The 16,469-nt window shown below is 54.8% G+C and carries 16 protein-coding genes; 3 read left to right on the forward strand and 13 right to left on the reverse strand.

Annotated elements, in window-relative coordinates; translation table 11 throughout:
• Positions 1 to 311: 311 nt before the first annotated feature.
• The 4 genes from hemG to pepQ are packed head-to-tail and all read right to left on the reverse strand — an operon-like array spanning position 312 to position 4,306.
• Complete coding sequence (gene hemG / locus ACOTY9_RS20865) at positions 312 to 857, reverse strand: menaquinone-dependent protoporphyrinogen IX dehydrogenase (RefSeq protein ID WP_014885610.1); 546 nt, start codon at positions 855 to 857, stop codon at positions 312 to 314.
• Between the two features lie 10 nt (positions 858 to 867).
• Positions 868 to 2,319 carry a Trk system potassium transporter TrkH gene (gene trkH / locus ACOTY9_RS20870; protein ID WP_013099227.1) on the reverse strand — a complete coding sequence of 484 codons (1,452 nt, stop codon included), beginning with the start codon at positions 2,317 to 2,319 and terminating at the stop codon, positions 868 to 870.
• Positions 2,320 to 2,360: 41 nt separating this feature from the next.
• Positions 2,361 to 2,975: an IMPACT family protein gene (locus ACOTY9_RS20875; protein WP_014885611.1), complete on the reverse strand. Its 615-nt coding sequence runs from the start codon at positions 2,973 to 2,975 to the stop codon at positions 2,361 to 2,363.
• Complete coding sequence (gene pepQ, locus ACOTY9_RS20880; RefSeq protein ID WP_014885612.1) at positions 2,975 to 4,306, reverse strand: Xaa-Pro dipeptidase; 1,332 nt, start codon at positions 4,304 to 4,306, stop codon at positions 2,975 to 2,977. Before pepQ ends, ACOTY9_RS20875 begins: the two co-directional genes overlap by 1 nt.
• Before the next feature lie 190 nt (positions 4,307 to 4,496).
• Between pepQ and fadB the strand changes: the two genes are divergently transcribed.
• Both fadB and fadA read left to right on the forward strand, forming a co-directional pair.
• Positions 4,497 to 6,686, forward strand: coding sequence for a fatty acid oxidation complex subunit alpha FadB (gene fadB / locus ACOTY9_RS20885; RefSeq protein ID WP_348566106.1), 2,190 nt, complete (start codon positions 4,497 to 4,499; stop codon positions 6,684 to 6,686).
• A 9-nt stretch (positions 6,687 to 6,695) separates the two neighbouring features.
• Complete coding sequence (gene fadA, locus ACOTY9_RS20890) at positions 6,696 to 7,859, forward strand: acetyl-CoA C-acyltransferase FadA (protein ID WP_008501515.1); 1,164 nt, start codon at positions 6,696 to 6,698, stop codon at positions 7,857 to 7,859.
• Positions 7,860 to 8,041: 182 nt separating this feature from the next.
• On the opposite strand, the gene fre is transcribed toward fadA, so the two are convergent.
• Positions 8,042 to 8,743: an NAD(P)H-flavin reductase gene (gene fre / locus ACOTY9_RS20895; RefSeq protein WP_014885614.1), complete on the reverse strand. Its 702-nt coding sequence runs from the start codon at positions 8,741 to 8,743 to the stop codon at positions 8,042 to 8,044.
• 30 nt (positions 8,744 to 8,773) lie between these two features.
• Entirely contained in the window at positions 8,774 to 10,279 is a 1,506-nt protein-coding gene (gene ubiD / locus ACOTY9_RS20900; RefSeq protein WP_023331547.1) for a 4-hydroxy-3-polyprenylbenzoate decarboxylase, read from the reverse strand.
• A 170-nt stretch (positions 10,280 to 10,449) separates the two neighbouring features.
• Between ubiD and rfaH the strand changes: the two genes are divergently transcribed.
• Positions 10,450 to 10,941 (forward strand): transcription/translation regulatory transformer protein RfaH, encoded by a 492-nt coding sequence (rfaH, locus tag ACOTY9_RS20905; RefSeq protein ID WP_014885616.1) that lies wholly within the window; start codon positions 10,450 to 10,452, stop codon positions 10,939 to 10,941.
• Here the strand turns inward: rfaH and tatD are convergent.
• The 7 genes from tatD to ubiE form a co-directional block, all read right to left on the reverse strand.
• The gene (gene tatD / locus ACOTY9_RS20910; RefSeq protein WP_032635121.1) at positions 10,938 to 11,720 is read right to left on the reverse strand and encodes a 3'-5' ssDNA/RNA exonuclease TatD; all 783 of its coding nucleotides are present in this window, start codon (positions 11,718 to 11,720) and stop codon (positions 10,938 to 10,940) included. The two genes, rfaH and tatD, sit on opposite strands and share 4 nt — an antisense overlap.
• 41 nt (positions 11,721 to 11,761) lie before the next feature.
• The gene (gene tatC / locus ACOTY9_RS20915) at positions 11,762 to 12,532 is read right to left on the reverse strand and encodes a Sec-independent protein translocase subunit TatC (RefSeq protein ID WP_023331550.1); all 771 of its coding nucleotides are present in this window, start codon (positions 12,530 to 12,532) and stop codon (positions 11,762 to 11,764) included.
• Between the two features lie 2 nt (positions 12,533 to 12,534).
• The gene (tatB, locus tag ACOTY9_RS20920; RefSeq protein ID WP_023331551.1) at positions 12,535 to 13,077 is read right to left on the reverse strand and encodes a Sec-independent protein translocase protein TatB; all 543 of its coding nucleotides are present in this window, start codon (positions 13,075 to 13,077) and stop codon (positions 12,535 to 12,537) included.
• A gap of 3 nt (positions 13,078 to 13,080) precedes the next feature.
• Complete coding sequence (gene tatA, locus ACOTY9_RS20925; protein ID WP_014885620.1) at positions 13,081 to 13,335, reverse strand: Sec-independent protein translocase subunit TatA; 255 nt, start codon at positions 13,333 to 13,335, stop codon at positions 13,081 to 13,083.
• Between the two features lie 76 nt (positions 13,336 to 13,411).
• Positions 13,412 to 15,052: a ubiquinone biosynthesis regulatory protein kinase UbiB gene (ubiB, locus tag ACOTY9_RS20930; protein ID WP_014885621.1), complete on the reverse strand. Its 1,641-nt coding sequence runs from the start codon at positions 15,050 to 15,052 to the stop codon at positions 13,412 to 13,414.
• A complete protein-coding gene (ubiJ, locus tag ACOTY9_RS20935) occupies positions 15,049 to 15,654 on the reverse strand; it encodes a ubiquinone biosynthesis protein UbiJ (protein ID WP_014885622.1) in 606 nt (201 codons plus the stop codon). Before ubiJ ends, ubiB begins: the two co-directional genes overlap by 4 nt.
• A gap of 13 nt (positions 15,655 to 15,667) precedes the next feature.
• Positions 15,668 to 16,423, reverse strand: coding sequence for a bifunctional demethylmenaquinone methyltransferase/2-methoxy-6-polyprenyl-1,4-benzoquinol methylase UbiE (ubiE, locus tag ACOTY9_RS20940; protein WP_014885623.1), 756 nt, complete (start codon positions 16,421 to 16,423; stop codon positions 15,668 to 15,670).
• Between the last annotated feature and the right edge of the window lie 46 nt (positions 16,424 to 16,469).

The following is a 16,469-nucleotide window of genomic DNA, read 5'->3' on the forward strand; positions in this document are numbered from 1 at the left end:
ATGTTCACTCAGAGACTTGGTATTCATTTTTCGTCCGAGGACGTTAAGAATCCATGTCACTTTGAGTGCCCACACAGATTGTCTGATAAATTGTTAAAGAGCAGTGCCGCTTCGTTTTCGCTGCGGCGCGGGGTGTGCATATTACGCTTTCCCGCTTCAGAGTCAAGCGTTTATTTTGCTTTTCTCTGCTGACCCGGCGGCGTGTGTGCCGTTGTTCCGTGTCAGTGGAGGCGCATTATAGGGAGTTATTTCGGAGTGACAAGCACAAAATACAAAAAACTTTTCGTTCGCTCACTTTTCAAACTTAACGCTTATTTAAGTCGCGAATCGTCCGTTAAATGTGCGATTTCCCGCGCAAAACTGGCCACCTGCGACCAGTCGGTATAAACCACTTCTTTGCGGGTATCGGTTTCACCACCGGTCATTTTCATAATCAGGCGGATCATGAAACGGTCATACCAACGGTATCGAGGGTAACGCAGCGCACCAGCAAAAACCGCGCACAGGTCTGGCTGCCACGGTGAGCTGAGTAAAAACTTGCGCGTATAGCTGTTGGTCTGCGGCGTACGCTTCTCGGCTTTACGCGCAACCAGATTGACCGAGTAAAACGCGCCGGGCAATTTGTTGAGCACCGCCGTGTGCTTTTTCACAAAGCGATCCAGCGCTGGATGGAAATGCCCGTAACGAATAGAGGCGCCAATCACCACGCGATCGTACTCCTGCCATGTGATCTGCTCCGCGCGATTCAGGTTCACCACATCCGAGTAAATACCCAGTTCTTTTAATTCCGACGCCAGATACGCGGCAATCTCACGTGTTTGTCCGTCTCGCGTAGAGAAAAGAATCAGTGTTTTCATCAACGGCTCCTTATTCGCGCCAGAATGTTGGGGTGAAGAGCACCAGCAGCGTAAAGACCTCAAGACGACCAAACAGCATATTGGCAATGAGGATCCATTTCGCGACCGGGTTCATACTGGCAAAGTTATCCGCCACGACCCCCAGGCCTGGCCCGAGGTTATTCAATGTTGCGACGACGGACGCAAAGGCGGAGAAATCATCCACCCCCGTCGCGATGATCGCCAGCATACTGACGATAAAGACCAGCGCATACGCCGAGAAAAAGCCCCATACGGCTTCGAGAATACGTTCCGGCAGCGCGCGGTTCCCCAGTTTAATGCTGTAAACCGCGTTCGGGTGGACCAGTCGTTTCAGCTCACGGTTGCCCTGCTTGAACAGCAGCAGAATACGAATCACCTTCAGACCACCGCCCGTCGACCCGGCGCAGCCGCCAATAAACGCAGAGCACAGCAGGAGTACCGGCAGGAACAGCGGCCAGCGCGCAATACTGTCCGTGGTAAATCCGGCGGTCGTCGCCATTGATACCACCTGGAAGAACGCCTGGTTTAGGGTTGTCAGCGCGGAGTTGTAAACATCATGGAACCACAGCACCAGGGTACAGATGACGACCAGCGTAAGCTGGACACCAATAAACATGCGGAACTCAGGGTCGCGCCAGTACACCTTCAGGCTTCGCCCGCTCAGTAAAGAGAAGTGCAGGCCATAGTTACAGCCAGAAATCAGCAGGAAAATCGCAATGATGGTGTTGATCGTTGGGCTATCGAAGTAGCCTACGCTGGCATCGTGGGTGGAGAACCCGCCGATAGCGATTGTCGCAAAGCTGTGTCCGATGGCATCAAAAGCAGGCATCCCGGCAAACCAGAGCGCCAGCGCACAGGCCACCGTCAGCAGGACATAAATCAGCCACAGGGTTTTCGCCGTCTCGGCAATACGCGGGCGCATCTTGTTATCTTTCAGCGGCCCGGGCATTTCAGCCCTGTACAACTGCATCCCACCGACGCCCAGAATGGGCAGAATAGCTACCGCCAGGACGATGATCCCCATACCGCCGAACCACTGCAGCATCTGGCGATAAAAGAGGATGGCGTGGGGTAATGAATCCAGACCCACCAGCGTCGTCGCCCCGGTGGTTGTTAACCCCGAGAACGATTCAAAAAAGGCATCCGTGATGCTCAGGTTAGGTTGCTCGGAGAAGATAAAGGGCAGCGAACCCACGCTCCCCAGCACCGTCCAGAACAGCACCACGATCAGAAAGCCTTCGCGGGATTTCAGCTCACCTTTCTGACGACGATTCGGCCACCACAGCAGCGAGCCAATCGCCAGTGCGACAAAAAAGGTCTGGGTAAATGCCCGCCCCGCGCCGTCCCGGTAGATAAGCGCCACCAGTCCTGGGAGAATCATCGTCCCGGAAAAAAGTATGACCAGCAGTCCAACGATTCGGGTTATGGCACGAAAATGCATCTCTGCCGCTTCCTTTGGTATTCAAAAAAGTGAGGTGGGGATTATTCTTCAATCGGCAGTAATTGCAACGAACCGCGACTAAAATCTGCCAGTTTTGCTGAAAAAGCAGCCAGCTCCGCCTGAGGAAGCGCCACGCGTAATTGCACCATCGCCTGAAAGTCACTGTGCGCGATAACGCCATTAAACTGTTTCAGCAACGCTTCGATGCCGGATAATTGGGCGTAATCGCACAATAGAGTATATTCGGTGAGCGGCGTTTTGCGGGTGGTCGTCAATATATTCAGTGCCTGCTGAACGCCACCGCCATAGGCTTTCACCAGCCCGCCCGTGCCTAACAAGATGCCGCCGTAGTAACGCACCACCACGGCGGTAATTTCACCCACGCCGCTGCCCATCAGCTGCGAGAGCATGGGTTTACCGGCGGTTCCCGCGGGTTCACCGTCATCGGAAAAGCCAAGCTGTTGCGAATCGTCCGGGGGCCCTGCCACCCACGCCACACAGTGGTGACGTGCGTCAGGATGCTCAGCCCGGACAGACTCAACAAATGCCTTTGCCGCTTCAACGCCGTCGGTGTGTGCCAGCAGCGTAATAAAGCGGCTTTTCTTGATTTCCTCAACAAAGGTGACCGGTTCAGCCGGTATCAGCCAGCTTTCCATCAGGCCAGCTTCAGGTCTCGCGTCATATTCTCGATACCGTTCTCGTGAATCACCACGTTATCTTCGATACGAATACCGCCAAACGGTTTCAGTGCGTCAATTTTTTCCCAGTTGAAGTGTTTGCTGAACTGACCTTCACGCCATGGCGCCAGCAGGGATTCAATAAAGTAGATCCCCGGTTCAATCGTCAACACCATACGCGGCTCAAGAATACGGGTGCAGCGCAGGTAAGGATATTTAGACGGTGCCGCAAGATGCGTACCGGTATCATCCTGCATAAAGCCAGCGACGTCGTGAACCTGCAGGCCCAGCGGGTGACCAATACCGTGCGGCATGAATGGCCCGGTGAGATCGTTCTCGACCATTGCCTCTTCGCTCATGTCTTTCACAATCTGATGCTTACGCAGCAGCTTCGCGATGCGCTGATGGAACTGAACGTGATAATCCACGTAGCTGGTACCGGCTTTCATGGTACCAATAAGCGCCAGTTGCTCATCGTTCACGTCTTTAATCAGCTGCGCGAAATCGGTGTCAGCATTAGCCGCCCAGGTACGGGTCAGGTCAGCCGCATAACCGTTGTACTCAGCGCCGGCATCAAGCAGGAAGCTGCGCATTTCCGACGGAACCTGATGGTCCAGTTTGGTGTAGTGAAGAACAGAAGCATGCTCATTCAGCGCGACAATATTGCTGTATGGCACGTCGGTATCACGGTGGCCGGTCGCGGTCAGGTACGCCTGGTTGATATCGAATTCGCTCATGCCGGACTGGAACGCCTCGTGCGCGGCACGATGGCCATTCACCGCCGTTTTTTGCGCTTCACGCATGCAGTAAAGTTCGTAATCGGTTTTGTACGCGCGGTAGTAATGCAGGAAGTCGAGCACCCCTTTCGGGTTGAGTTTGTCCGCGGGAATATCCAGACCCAATGCACGCTCCGGAACCGGGCCAATATAGGCGATATTGCCGCGTGCAGCAGGTAGCTGGCTGCCAATGCCGTCCGCTTTTGGCAGCGCAATCACGTCAATTTCTTCCGTCCAGAAAGAGGTCGGCAGCGGTTCCACGTTGTGCCAGTAATCGACCGGCAGGTAGAACCACAGTTTCGGCTTGTTCACGCCATCCACCAGCAACCAGCAGTTAGGAACCTGAGTAACAGGCACCCAGGCTTTAAACTGTGGGTTAACCTTGAACGGATAGGCATGGTCATCAAGAAATGTGTTTATCAGCTCGCCGGAATGGATAAGCAGGGCATCCAGTTTGAAGCGGGCCAGTACATCGCGGGTACGTTCCTGTAGGGTAACGATATGATTTTTATAAAGCGAAGCCAGTGAGTCCATCATTCTTCCTTTCGTTTTTTTGACCTCAAGTCATCGCATCTTAGCACACCTCACTCCGGCTGCGTGATTTCCACCGACCGTGATCAATGCAGCAATTTCTTAATGAGTAATTTGCATTTTATTAACATAAATCCCACACTCCGTTTCATCTGGTATGACCAGATCCAATTGCTGGATTCAGGAGACTGACATGCTCTACAAAGGCGACACCCTGTACCTCAACTGGCTGGAAGATGGCATTGCCGAACTGGTGTTCGATGCCCCCGGCTCAGTGAACAAGCTTGATACCGCGACCGTGGCCAGTCTTGGCCAGGCGTTGGAAGTACTTGAAAAGCAAACTGAATTAAAAGGGCTGCTGCTGCGCTCAAACAAAGCAGCCTTTATTGTCGGTGCCGATATCACCGAATTCCTTTCCCTGTTCCAGGTGCCTGAAGAACAGTTGAGCCAGTGGCTGCACTTTGCAAACAGCGTCTTTAACCGTCTGGAAGACCTGCCTGTTCCGACTATTTCCGCCGTTAATGGTTACGCATTAGGCGGTGGCTGCGAGTGCGTGCTGGCGACCGACTACCGTCTGGCCACGCCGGATCTGCGTATCGGCCTGCCGGAAACCAAACTGGGGATCATGCCTGGCTTTGGCGGATCCGTCCGTATGCCGCGCATGCTGGGTGCTGACAGCGCGCTGGAGATCATCGCCGCCGGTAAAGATGTCGGCGCGGAACAGGCGCAGAAAATCGGCCTGGTGGACGGCGTGGTTAAGCCAGAAAAACTGGTTGAAGGCGCTCTGGCTATTCTGCGTCAGGCCATTAATGGCGATCTCGACTGGAAAGCCAAACGCCAGCCGAAGCTTGAGCCGTTAAAACTCAGCAAGATAGAAGCCACCATGAGCTTCACCATCGCCAAAGGCATGGTTATGCAGACGGCGGGTAAACACTACCCGGCGCCGATCACGGCAGTGAAAACCATTGAAGCGGCCGCCCGTCTGGGCCGTGACGAAGCCCTGAAACTGGAAAATCAGAGCTTCGTCCCGCTGGCGCACACCAACGAAGCCCGCGCGCTGGTTGGCATCTTCCTGAACGATCAGTTCGTGAAAGGCAAAGCTAAACAGCTGACCAAAAACGTTGAGACCCCAAAACACGCGGCGGTACTCGGGGCGGGCATTATGGGTGGCGGCATCGCCTACCAGTCAGCCTGGAAAGGCGTGCCGGTAGTGATGAAAGACATTAACGAGAAATCCCTGACGCTGGGCATGACCGAAGCGGCTAAGCTGCTGAATAAACAGCTGGAGCGCGGCAAAATTGACGGGCTGAAGCTCGCTGGCGTGATCTCCACCATTCAGCCTGTGCTGGAATACAGCGGTTTTGATCGTGTGGACGTGGTCGTTGAGGCGGTCGTAGAGAACCCGAAAGTCAAAAAAGCGGTGCTGGCGGAAACGGAAGACAAAGTTCGTCCGGATACCGTACTGGCCTCTAATACCTCGACTATTCCGATTAGCGAACTGGCGAGCGTACTGAAGCGTCCGGAAAACTTCTGCGGAATGCACTTCTTCAACCCGGTACACCGTATGCCGCTGGTCGAAGTGATCCGAGGGGAAAAAACCTCTGACGAAACCATCGCCAAAGTGGTGGCGTGGGCAAGCAAGATGGGCAAAACGCCGATCGTTGTTAACGACTGCCCGGGCTTCTTCGTCAACCGCGTCCTGTTCCCTTACTTCGCCGGTTTCAGCCAGCTGCTGCGCGATGGGGCAGACTTCCGCAAAATCGACAAAGTGATGGAAAAACAGTTCGGCTGGCCGATGGGCCCGGCGTATCTGCTGGACGTGGTCGGTATTGATACCGCCCATCACGCCCAGGCGGTGATGGCGGCAGGCTTCCCGCAGCGCATGCAGAAAGATTATCGCGACGCGATTGACGCCCTGTTCGACGCTAACCGCTTCGGTCAGAAAAACGGCCTGGGCTTCTGGCGCTATAAAGAAGACAGCAAAGGCAAACCGAAGAAAGAAGAGGATGCGGCGGTGGACGGCCTGCTGGCCGACGTATGCCAGTCAAAACGTGACTTCACCGACGATGAGATCCTCGCCCGCATGATGATCCCGATGATCAACGAAGTGGTGCGTTGTCTGGAAGAAGGCATTATCGCCAGCCCGGCCGAAGCGGATATGGCGCTGGTATACGGCCTGGGCTTCCCTCCGTTCCACGGCGGCGCGTTCCGCTGGCTGGACACCATCGGCAGCGCCCGCTATCTCGATATGGCTCAGCAGTATCAGCACCTCGGCCCGCTCTATGAAGTGCCTGAAGGGCTGCGCAACAAAGCGCGCCATAACGAACCCTATTACCCAGCAGTTGAGCCAGCCCGTCCGGTTGGCGAGCTGAAAACGGCTTAAGGAGTCACAATGGAAAAGGTTGTCATTGTTGATGCGATTCGCACCCCGATGGGCCGTTCAAAAGGCGGCGCATTCCGTAACGTGCGCGCGGAAGACCTCTCCGCACACCTGATGCGTAGCCTGCTGGCGCGTAATCCGGCGTTGGACCCCGCCGCGCTCGACGATATCTACTGGGGCTGCGTGCAGCAGACTCTGGAGCAGGGCTTCAATATCGCGCGTAATGCGTCACTGCTGGCGGAGATCCCGCATTCGGTTCCGGCCGTCACTGTTAACCGTCTGTGCGGTTCATCCATGCAGGCGCTGCACGATGCGGCACGTATGATCATGACCGGCGATGCTCAGGCCTGCCTGGTGGGCGGTGTGGAGCATATGGGGCACGTCCCGATGAGCCACGGCGTCGATTTCCATCCGGGGATGAGCCGTAACGTGGCAAAAGCTGCGGGAATGATGGGTCTCACCGCGGAGATGCTCTCCCGCCTGCACGGCATCAGCCGTGAAATGCAGGATGCGTTTGCCGCACGTTCCCATGCCCGCGCCTGGGCTGCCACGCAGTCCGGCGCATTTAAAAACGAGATCATCCCTACCGGCGGTCACGATGCGGACGGCGTTCTGAAGCAGTTCAGCTACGACGAAGTGATCCGCCCGGAAACAACGGTGGAAGCACTTTCTACGTTGCGTCCGGCATTTGATCCGGTCACCGGTACGGTCACGGCAGGTACCTCGTCGGCGCTGTCCGACGGAGCAGCGGCGATGCTGGTGATGAGCGAAAGCCGCGCCCGTGAGCTGGGGTTAACCCCACGCGCTCGGGTACGTTCGATGGCTGTCGTGGGCTGCGATCCTTCAATCATGGGTTACGGCCCGGTTCCGGCCTCGAAGCTGGCGCTGAAAAAAGCGGGACTAACCGCCAGCGACATCGATCTGTTCGAGATGAACGAAGCCTTCGCCGCGCAGATCCTGCCGTGCATTAAAGATCTGGGGCTGATGGAACAGATCGACGAGAAAATTAACCTCAACGGCGGCGCGATCGCCCTCGGCCACCCACTCGGTTGCTCCGGGGCGCGTATCAGCACGACGCTGATTAATCTGATGGAGCGCAAAGATGCCCAGTTCGGACTGGCAACAATGTGCATCGGGTTGGGTCAGGGTATCGCGACGGTGTTTGAGAGAGTGTAAATCAGGAAAAGTATTTCAAAGCCAATGACGTCAGAACAAGGCGGCAAGCGAGCGAATCCCGATGAGCTTACTCAAGTAAGTGATTCGGGTGAACGAGCGCAGCCAACGCAGTTATGGCGTCATTGGCGAAGAGAGAGAGTTTAGTTGCCGTTCTTCCCGCCTGTCAGGGGCGGGTTTTTTATTTAAATGAAGGCAAACGCATCGCCAAACAGGCGATCTTCACGCGCGTCACGTTCGTTACAGAACAGGTCCCGGGCGATTTTCGCCATCTCGAAACGACCTGCGATATAGATATCGTGTCCTGCCAGCGTGCCGTGATCCTGCAATACCGCCGTCAGCACGGTACCGCTACGCCCACGCCAGCCCTCTTCCGGCTGCTCAACCACCGGCTCAATGCGCAGGTTAGGATGGGTTACGCTCAGCGCTTCCAGCTCAGACAGGTCATACAGATGCTTCTCTTCGCGGCCACCCCAGTAAATGGTGATGTCACGGTCCGGGTTACGTGCCAGAGCGGTCAACAGAATAGAGCGCACATAAGAGAATCCCGTACCGCCAGCGATGAGGATCAGCGGACGATCTTCGTCATCGCGCAGCCACGCTTCGCCGTGAGGGATGTCGACCACAATCTCACGTTCTTTCAGGATGCGGTCCATAACGGCCATCGCGTACAGGTTAAGCTCAGACGCACCAATATGCAGCTCAATAAATTCTTTCTCTGCTGGCGTAGAGGCCATAGAGAAAGGACGCTTATCACGCTCATCCATCACTACCATTAAGTACTGACCAGCGCGGAAAGAGAATGCCGCTTCTGGCACTAAACGGACGCGATATACGGTGTCGGTGATGGCATCTACCGAGGTCACTTTACAGCTTAAGGTTGTCATTCGCTCTCTCTGTCGTGAAGTCTATAGGGCTTAACGGCCTGTTTCAGGTTTACCGTTATTCATTATGGCCAGTTCATCCCAGATCGCGTCAATACGCGCGGTCACGGCAGGATCTTTTTTGATCGGGCGACCCCATTCACGGTCGGTTTCGCCAGGCCATTTATTTGTGGCATCCAGTCCCATTTTTGAGCCAAGACCGGAAACCGGCGAGGCAAAGTCCAGGTAATCTATCGGCGTGTTCTCGACTAACACCGTATCGCGCGCCGGGTCCATTCGCGTGGTAATCGCCCAAATGACGTCATTCCAGTCGCGAGCGTTAACGTCATCATCGCAGACAATAACAAATTTGGTATACATAAACTGGCGCAGGAAAGACCAGACGCCCATCATCACGCGTTTCGCATGACCGGGATACTGCTTCTTCATCGTCACTACCGCCAGGCGATACGAGCACCCTTCAGGGGGCAGGTAAAAATCAACGATTTCCGGGAACTGCTTTTGCAGGATCGGCACAAACACTTCATTCAGCGCCACCCCCAGTACTGCGGGTTCATCCGGTGGACGCCCGGTGTAGGTAGAGTGATAAATCGCATCTTCACGCTGCGTAATGTGCGTAACGGTAAACACCGGGAAGTTATCCACTTCGTTGTAATAACCGGTGTGGTCGCCGTAAGGGCCTTCCGGTGCCAGTTCGCCCTGCTCAAGGTAACCTTCCAGCACAATTTCCGCACTGGCCGGAACTTCGAGATCGTTCGAAATACACTTCACGACTTCGGTTTTTGTCCCGCGCAGCAGGCCGGCAAACGCATATTCAGAGAGCGTATCCGGCACGGGTGTAACGGCTCCCAGAATAGTGGCCGGGTCAGCGCCTAAGGCGACAGAGACCGGGAAACGTTCACCCGGATGCGCAGCGCACCACTCCTGGAAATCCAGCGCGCCGCCGCGATGCGACAGCCAGCGCATGATGAGCTTATTCTTACCAATCAACTGCTGGCGGTAAATACCCAGATTTTGCCGTTCTTTATGCGGACCGCGCGTGACGGTCAAACCCCAGGTGATCAGCGGCGCAGCATCTTCAGGCCAGCACTGCATAATGGGAATTTTGGTCAAATCAACCGCATCGCCTTCCAGCACTTTTTGCTGGCACGGCGCACCGCGCAGGCGTTTGGTTGGCATGTTCAGCACCTGCTTAAACTGCGGCAGCTTGTCGAACAGATCGCGGAAGCCTTTCGGTGGCTCTGGCTCTTTCAGAAATGCCAGCAGCTTACCCACTTCACGCAACGCGGTAACGTCTTCCTGCCCCATCCCCAATGCGACACGACGCGGTGTACCAAACAGGTTGCACAGCACCGGCATGGAGTAACCTTTCGGATTTTCAAAGAGTAACGCGGGGCCACCGGCACGCAGGGTGCGGTCAGCAATTTCTGTCATTTCCAGATAAGGATCAACAGGAAGTGTAATGCGTTTGAGTTCGCCCTGCTTTTCCAGCAGCGTCAGGAAGTCGCGGAGATCGTGGTATTTCATGCAGTTAGTCATGGCCTCTCTGTAAGCGCTTCATTATACGGCGTAAGCCTGCTTGATGCTGTAATTTTGTTAAATTAGCGTGAACTTATGCGTTCTGTTCCAGGTTCACCCATTATAATCAACTTAGCGATCCCTCCAGGGTTTTGATATGCTTGCGCCCCGAACTAAGGGAAAGAGTGATTATGCAGGCCTGGTATTTACTGTATTGCAAACGCGGGCAACTTCAGCGCGCGCAGGAACATCTTGAACGTCAGTCTGTAAATTGTCTGACACCCGTGATCACGCTTGAAAAAATGCAGCGCGGGAAGCGCACAACCGTCAGTGAGCCGTTATTCCCGAACTACCTGTTCGTGGAGTTCGACCCTGAGGTGATCCACACCACCACCATCAGCGCAACGCGCGGCGTCAGCCACTTCGTTCGTTTTGGCGCCCACCCGGCCACCGTTCCGTCGACGGTCATTCATCAGCTTTCGGTGTATCAACAGCCCGAAGGGATCACCGACCCGGAAACCCCTTACGCGGGTGATAACGTCGTCATTACGGAAGGTGCATTCGAAGGCCTGCAGGCGATTTTCGCCGAGCCGGACGGTGAAGCACGCTCCATGTTGTTGCTCAACCTGCTGAACAAGCAGGTGTTGCAGAGCGTCAAAAATACCGACTTCCGTAAAGTTTAAAAACTGATCCTGAAGAGATGGCGCACGTTGTCATCCGTCTGCGCAGAAAGCCAGTGCGGATCGTCTCCACGCCATCGCGCCACGCGCTCAACAATGTGCCCCAGGTATGCAGGCTCATTTCGCCGCGATGACGGTTTGGGCGTCATATCTCTCGGCAGCAGATAAGGCGCATCGGTCTCAATAAGCAAACGGTCGGCCGGAATCAACGGTAACAGCTCGCGTAGCTCAAGCCCGCGGCGCTCATCACAAACCCAGCCGGTAATGCCGAGAAACAGCCCGCGCGCCAGGCACTCCTGCGCCTCCTGCCTTGAACCGGTGAAGCAGTGCAGCACCGCGCCGGGGAGTTTATCCAGCCAGGGATCCAGAAGCGCGAGAAAACGTTCGTGCGCGTCGCGGCAATGCATAAAGACGGGCATTTCAAGCTCTGCCGCCAGAGCAAGCTGGGCAGTGAATGCCTTTTCCTGTTCGTCAGGCGTGGAGAAGTTGCGGTTAAAATCGAGCCCACACTCGCCAATGGCCACCACCTCAGCGGTTTTCGCCAGCCTGTAAAGGATTTGTGCGCTCTCCTCGGTCCACTGGCTACTGTCATGAGGGTGGATGCCTGCGGTTGACCAGCAGTGTTCATAACGTTGCGCCAGAAGCTGCGCCTGCTCGCTCTCATGAAGGTTAGTTCCGGTCAGCAGGAGTCCTTTAACGCCGGCGTCAAAAGCACGCGCAACAACGTCATCGCGATCTTTTGCAAACTGCGAGCTGGTCAGGTTGAGTCCGATATCAAACATGCGAATCCCCATATAACAACCGCCCTGACGGGCGGCTGGTTTTACTCTTCAGTGGTCTTTTCAGACGCATCGTCTACATCGTCCGATCGGCGTCCTTTACCCACGTAGAAACGCGAGAAGAATACGCCAACCTCAAAGAGGCAATACATCGGTATGGCCAGTAACGTCTGCGAGAAAACATCCGGCGGCGTGAGCAGCATGCCGACCACAAATGCACCTACCAGGATATACGGACGCTTTTTACGCAGGTCTTCAGGGGTCGTTACCCCAACCCAGCAAAGCAGCACAATGGCGACCGGCACTTCAAATGCCACGCCAAACGCCATAAACAGCGCCATGACGAAGCTGAGATAGCTGGCGATATCTGTCGACACCTGCACCCCTTCCGGCGCGGTGTGCGTCAGGAAGCCAAAGGCCAGCGGGAAGACAACGAAGTAGGCAAACGCCATACCGATATAGAACAGCAACGAGCTGGAGACCAGCAGCGGGATCACCAGTTTACGTTCATGTTTATACAGCGCTGGTGCCACAAACGCCCATACCTGATAAAGGATGACGGGTGCAGACGCAATCAACGACACCCAAAAGGTGAGCTTAATAGGGGTAAAGAACGGTGAGGCAACATCTGTTGCAATCATCGTTGCCCCCAGCGGCATCTGCTTAATCAGCGGTGCAGAGACCACCTGATAGATATCGTTGGCGAAATAGACCAGGCACAGGAATATCACCAGAACCGCAATAATGCAGTTTAACAGGCGCTTACGCAGCTCAATAAGGTGCGTAATAAGCGGTTGAGTATCATCTACTGCCATGGTTACGCTTTATCACTCGACGAGGGGGATGATTCGGAAACAGGCGCGACGGGTTTCGCTTCCGCCACTTTTATCGTGGGGTCTTCCGGCTGCGCCTGTTTTTTCACTTCGGTTTCCTGCGGCGTCTGTTCTGGCGCGGCGGCCTGGTGCTCAGCACTCGCTGGCGTCACGCCCTCACGTTGCGCTTCGCTGTCCTTCACCACCGGGTTATGAATGGTGTTCGCTTCATCGCTCGCTTTTTCAGGATCGTTAACGCTGTAAGAGCGCTTCATGGATTCCGCCGCTTCGCGCAGTTCATCCATTGAGGCTTTCAGTTCCGGCGTCAGGTTATCCATGCTCGCCTTCTCGACCTTTTTCAGGCTTTCCTGAAACTCCTGGAGCTTAAGTTCCTGTGCCAGTTCATTCTGAACGGTCGATGCCAGCGATCTCAGCGCACGCACCCAGCCCACAACGGTTTTCACCGCCACGGGCAGACGCTGCGGACCCAGCACGATCAGGCCAATCACAAAGACTAGCAGCAGCTCACTAAAACCAATGTCGAACACGACTTACACCTGCTCTTTATCGTGGCTTTTGGCGTCTTCTTTTTTGGCTTCTTCTTGCTTATCGGAGATGGATTTTGCAGTAAAATCAGCATCCTGGCTGGCTTTATCCTGCTTGTTCTCATCATCGCTCATTGCTTTCTTGAAGCCTTTGATAGACGCGCCCAGATCGGAACCGATAGAACCGAGCTTTTTAGTGCCAAACAGCAGCACGACGATGACGGCAATAATGACTAATTGCCAGATACTGATACCACCCATACAAATTCCTCAGGAATAGATGATTAATTGGTCAAGTCGCATTATACGTATGCGACCCGTCGATGGCGACGCAAACTCAGCGCGTTTTTCTCCATCCGGCTAGCCAGACAACAACCCCGCCAGCCATCAGCCAGGCGGGCATCATCTGCCAGTCCGGACGATTGATTAGCAGCAACGTACCGCTCAACAGCAGCGTTGCGCCAATCCCAAAGAGATAGCGTGATTGTCCCTGGCGCACGCGACTGGACTGAAGCTCGCGGGCGATTTTATCCATGCTGTGCTGAAGGTTCTTGCTCTGACGCAAACTGTCGTAAACCAGTTCAGGAATTTCGGGCATTTTTTCAATCCAGAACGGGCCTTTCTCTTTCAATGAGCGCACCAGCGCTGGAAAACCTACCTGATCCTTAATCCAGGATTCCAGGAACGGTTTAGCCGTCTTCCACAAGTCTAACTGAGGATAGAGTTGGCGACCTACACCCTCAACGTAAAGTAATGTTTTCTGAAGTAAAACTAATTGCGGCTGAACTTCCATATTAAAGCGGCGAGCCGTATTAAACAGGTTTAACAGCACGTGCCCGAAGGAGATTTCTGCCAGCGGCTTTTCAAAAATCGGCTCGCAGACGGTACGAATAGCAAACTCAAACTCTTCGACGTTGGTGTCCGGCGGAACCCAGCCGGAGTCAACGTGCAGCTCAGCCACCTTACGGTAGTCACGGTTGAAGAACGCGATAAAGTTCTCGGCCAGATAACGCTTATCTTCTTTATTCAGCGACCCCACAATCCCGCAGTCGATACCGATATACTTCGGATCCTCAGGATGCTCGTAGCTCACAAAAATATTGCCCGGGTGCATATCCGCATGGAAAAAGCTGTCGCGGAACACCTGAGTAAAGAAGACCTGAACGCCACGTTCGGCCAGCAGCTTCATGTTCGTTCCCTGCTTCTCCAGCGCCGCCACATCCGAAACCGGAATACCGTAGATGCGCTCCATGACCATCATGTTCTGACTGCAGTAGTCTGAATAGACCTCAGGCACATAAAGCATCGGGCTGTTTTCAAAATTACGACGCAGCTGAATGGCGTTTGCCGACTCGCGCAGCAGGTTAAGCTCATCAATCAGCGTTTTTTCGTATTCCCGCACCACTTCCATCGGGCGCAGACGACGGCCATCAGGTAACAAACGTGGTACCCAGCGCGCCAGACGATAAATCAGCTTCATGTCAGCTTTAATGACCGGCAGGATATCCGGGCGGATCACCTTGATCACCACCTCTTTGCCGTTCTCTTTCAGACGCGCGGTATGCACCTGAGCAATAGACGCCGACGCCAGCGGGGCTATTTCGAAATCGTCAAACCAGGTTTCAACGGGAAGATTACCCATTGCCTCTTCGATCTGTTTCTTCGCCCTCACTCCGTCAAACGGGGCAACACGGTCCTGCAGCATTGCCAGTTCATCGGCAATATGAGGCGGGAAGAGATCGCGGCGGGTTGAGAGCATCTGTCCGAACTTAATCCATACCGGGCCAAGCTCCTGCAGCGCCAGACGCAGACGTTCACCCAGCGGCTGACCTTTATGACGATTAGGCATCCAGAACAACATCCGCCGCCAGATTCTAAGCGGCAGCGTGATACGCATTTTGGGGATAAGCTCATCGAGCCCGTAACTCAAAAAGGTGTGGACGATAAAATAGAGGCGCCGAATTTCACCAGGCGTCATTTGCCCTCCAGTTTTTCCAGCCGTTTGGTTAATGCATCAACCGCACGTTCAACAGCAGCGGTTTCTTCCGCAAACCATGCCACTTCCAGCGGACCGGGGGCCATGCGCCACTCTTCAGTCAGGACTTCTGCGGCATAGCGCTGCTGCCGTTGCAGATTTTTGCGCAAGAACGCCGTGCCGCCATGAATAGCTTTCCCGATCCCTTCAGCGGCGATGTCACCAATAAAAGGCGCGAGCAGTTCTGCCGGGTCAAACTCCGCCAGATCGCTGAGCGCAACGAAGTTTTGTACGACCTGGATGTCGCCCTCCACTTCCAGCTCACCGCTGCGGATAAGCGCCGTCAATTGCTGGCGATCGCGCAGTTTTGGCAGCACGCTCATATGGGTAATGACCGAGCAATCCGCCTCGCCTTCCCACTCACCCAGAACATCGAGCTGGCGTTCGCTGAAGACCAGCACGAGCGGCGTTGAGAACTCTTTTAATACAATGCGCAGGACCTTCCCGTTAAGTCGCTGACGTGCAGCTTTTAGCGCCGGCGCGCGATACAGGAAGGCATTGAGCACATTCTCGATGCCTGCGGTGACTAAGGGTTTAAAGGGCACGGGACACCTCCACTCAGAATTTGTAACCGCGATGCAGCGCAACGACACCCGCCGTCATGTTGAAGTATTCAACGTTCTCAAATTCCGCATCCTGCATCATGGCTTTTAGGGTGTCCTGATCCGGGTGCATGCGAATGGACTCCGCCAGATAGCGGTAGCTCTCCGCGTCGTTTGCCACCAGTTCACCGATACGCGGCAGCACGTGGAAGGAATAGGCGTCGTAGGCTTTGCTCAGCGGCTCAATGATCGGTTTAGAGAACTCGAGCACCAGCAGACGTCCACCCGGCTTCAGTACACGGTACATGGAGCGCAGCGCTTTTTCTTTGTCGGTGACGTTACGCAGGCCGAAGGAGATCGTGATGCAGTCAAAGGTATTATCCGGGAATGGCAGCGCTTCGGCGTTTGCCTGCACGTATTCCACATTGCCCACCACACCGATGTTACGCAACTTTTCGCGTCCCATTTTCAGCATGGAGTCATTGATATCGGCCAGAACAACGCGGCCAGTTTCACCCACCAGACGGGAAAACTTCGCCGTCAGATCGCCTGTTCCACCGGCTAAATCCAGCACGGTTTGTCCACGGCGCACACCGCTGCAGTCAATGGTGAAGCGTTTCCACAAGCGATGAATGCCGAACGACATCAAGTCATTCATCACATCGTACTTCGCCGCCACGGAATGAAATACGTGGGCCACCATGTCAGCTTTCTGCGCTTTGGCGACAGTCTGAAAGCCAAAGTGCGTCGTGTCTTGTGAATCGTCAACCATCTCAGAGCCTGCTAATCAGTCAAATGTTCGTGAAGTGTAACAGATT

This window comes from Enterobacter cloacae complex sp. SHL012, assembly GCF_049237505.1.
Taxonomy (GTDB): Bacteria; Pseudomonadota; Gammaproteobacteria; order Enterobacterales; family Enterobacteriaceae; genus Enterobacter; species Enterobacter kobei.

Bases quoted from the DNA above. Each gene is read 5' to 3' on its own strand.
- hemG (WP_014885610.1), bottom strand. From the start codon at position 857: ATGAAAACACTGATTCTTTTCTCTACGCGAGACGGACAAACACGTGAG.
- trkH (WP_013099227.1), bottom strand. From the start codon at position 2,319: ATGCATTTTCGTGCCATAACCCGAATCGTTGGACTGCTGGTCATACTT.
- ACOTY9_RS20875 (WP_014885611.1), bottom strand. From the start codon at position 2,975: ATGGAAAGCTGGCTGATACCGGCTGAACCGGTCACCTTTGTTGAGGAA.
- pepQ (WP_014885612.1), bottom strand. From the start codon at position 4,306: ATGGACTCACTGGCTTCGCTTTATAAAAATCATATCGTTACCCTACAG.
- fadB (WP_348566106.1), top strand. From the start codon at position 4,497: ATGCTCTACAAAGGCGACACCCTGTACCTCAACTGGCTGGAAGATGGC.
- fadA (WP_008501515.1), top strand. From the start codon at position 6,696: ATGGAAAAGGTTGTCATTGTTGATGCGATTCGCACCCCGATGGGCCGT.
- fre (WP_014885614.1), bottom strand. From the start codon at position 8,743: ATGACAACCTTAAGCTGTAAAGTGACCTCGGTAGATGCCATCACCGAC.
- ubiD (WP_023331547.1), bottom strand. From the start codon at position 10,279: ATGACTAACTGCATGAAATACCACGATCTCCGCGACTTCCTGACGCTG.
- rfaH (WP_014885616.1), top strand. From the start codon at position 10,450: ATGCAGGCCTGGTATTTACTGTATTGCAAACGCGGGCAACTTCAGCGC.
- tatD (WP_032635121.1), bottom strand. From the start codon at position 11,720: ATGTTTGATATCGGACTCAACCTGACCAGCTCGCAGTTTGCAAAAGAT.
- tatC (WP_023331550.1), bottom strand. From the start codon at position 12,532: ATGGCAGTAGATGATACTCAACCGCTTATTACGCACCTTATTGAGCTG.
- tatA (WP_014885620.1), bottom strand. From the start codon at position 13,335: ATGGGTGGTATCAGTATCTGGCAATTAGTCATTATTGCCGTCATCGTC.
- ubiB (WP_014885621.1), bottom strand. From the start codon at position 15,052: ATGACGCCTGGTGAAATTCGGCGCCTCTATTTTATCGTCCACACCTTT.
- ubiE (WP_014885623.1), bottom strand. From the start codon at position 16,423: ATGGTTGACGATTCACAAGACACGACGCACTTTGGCTTTCAGACTGTC.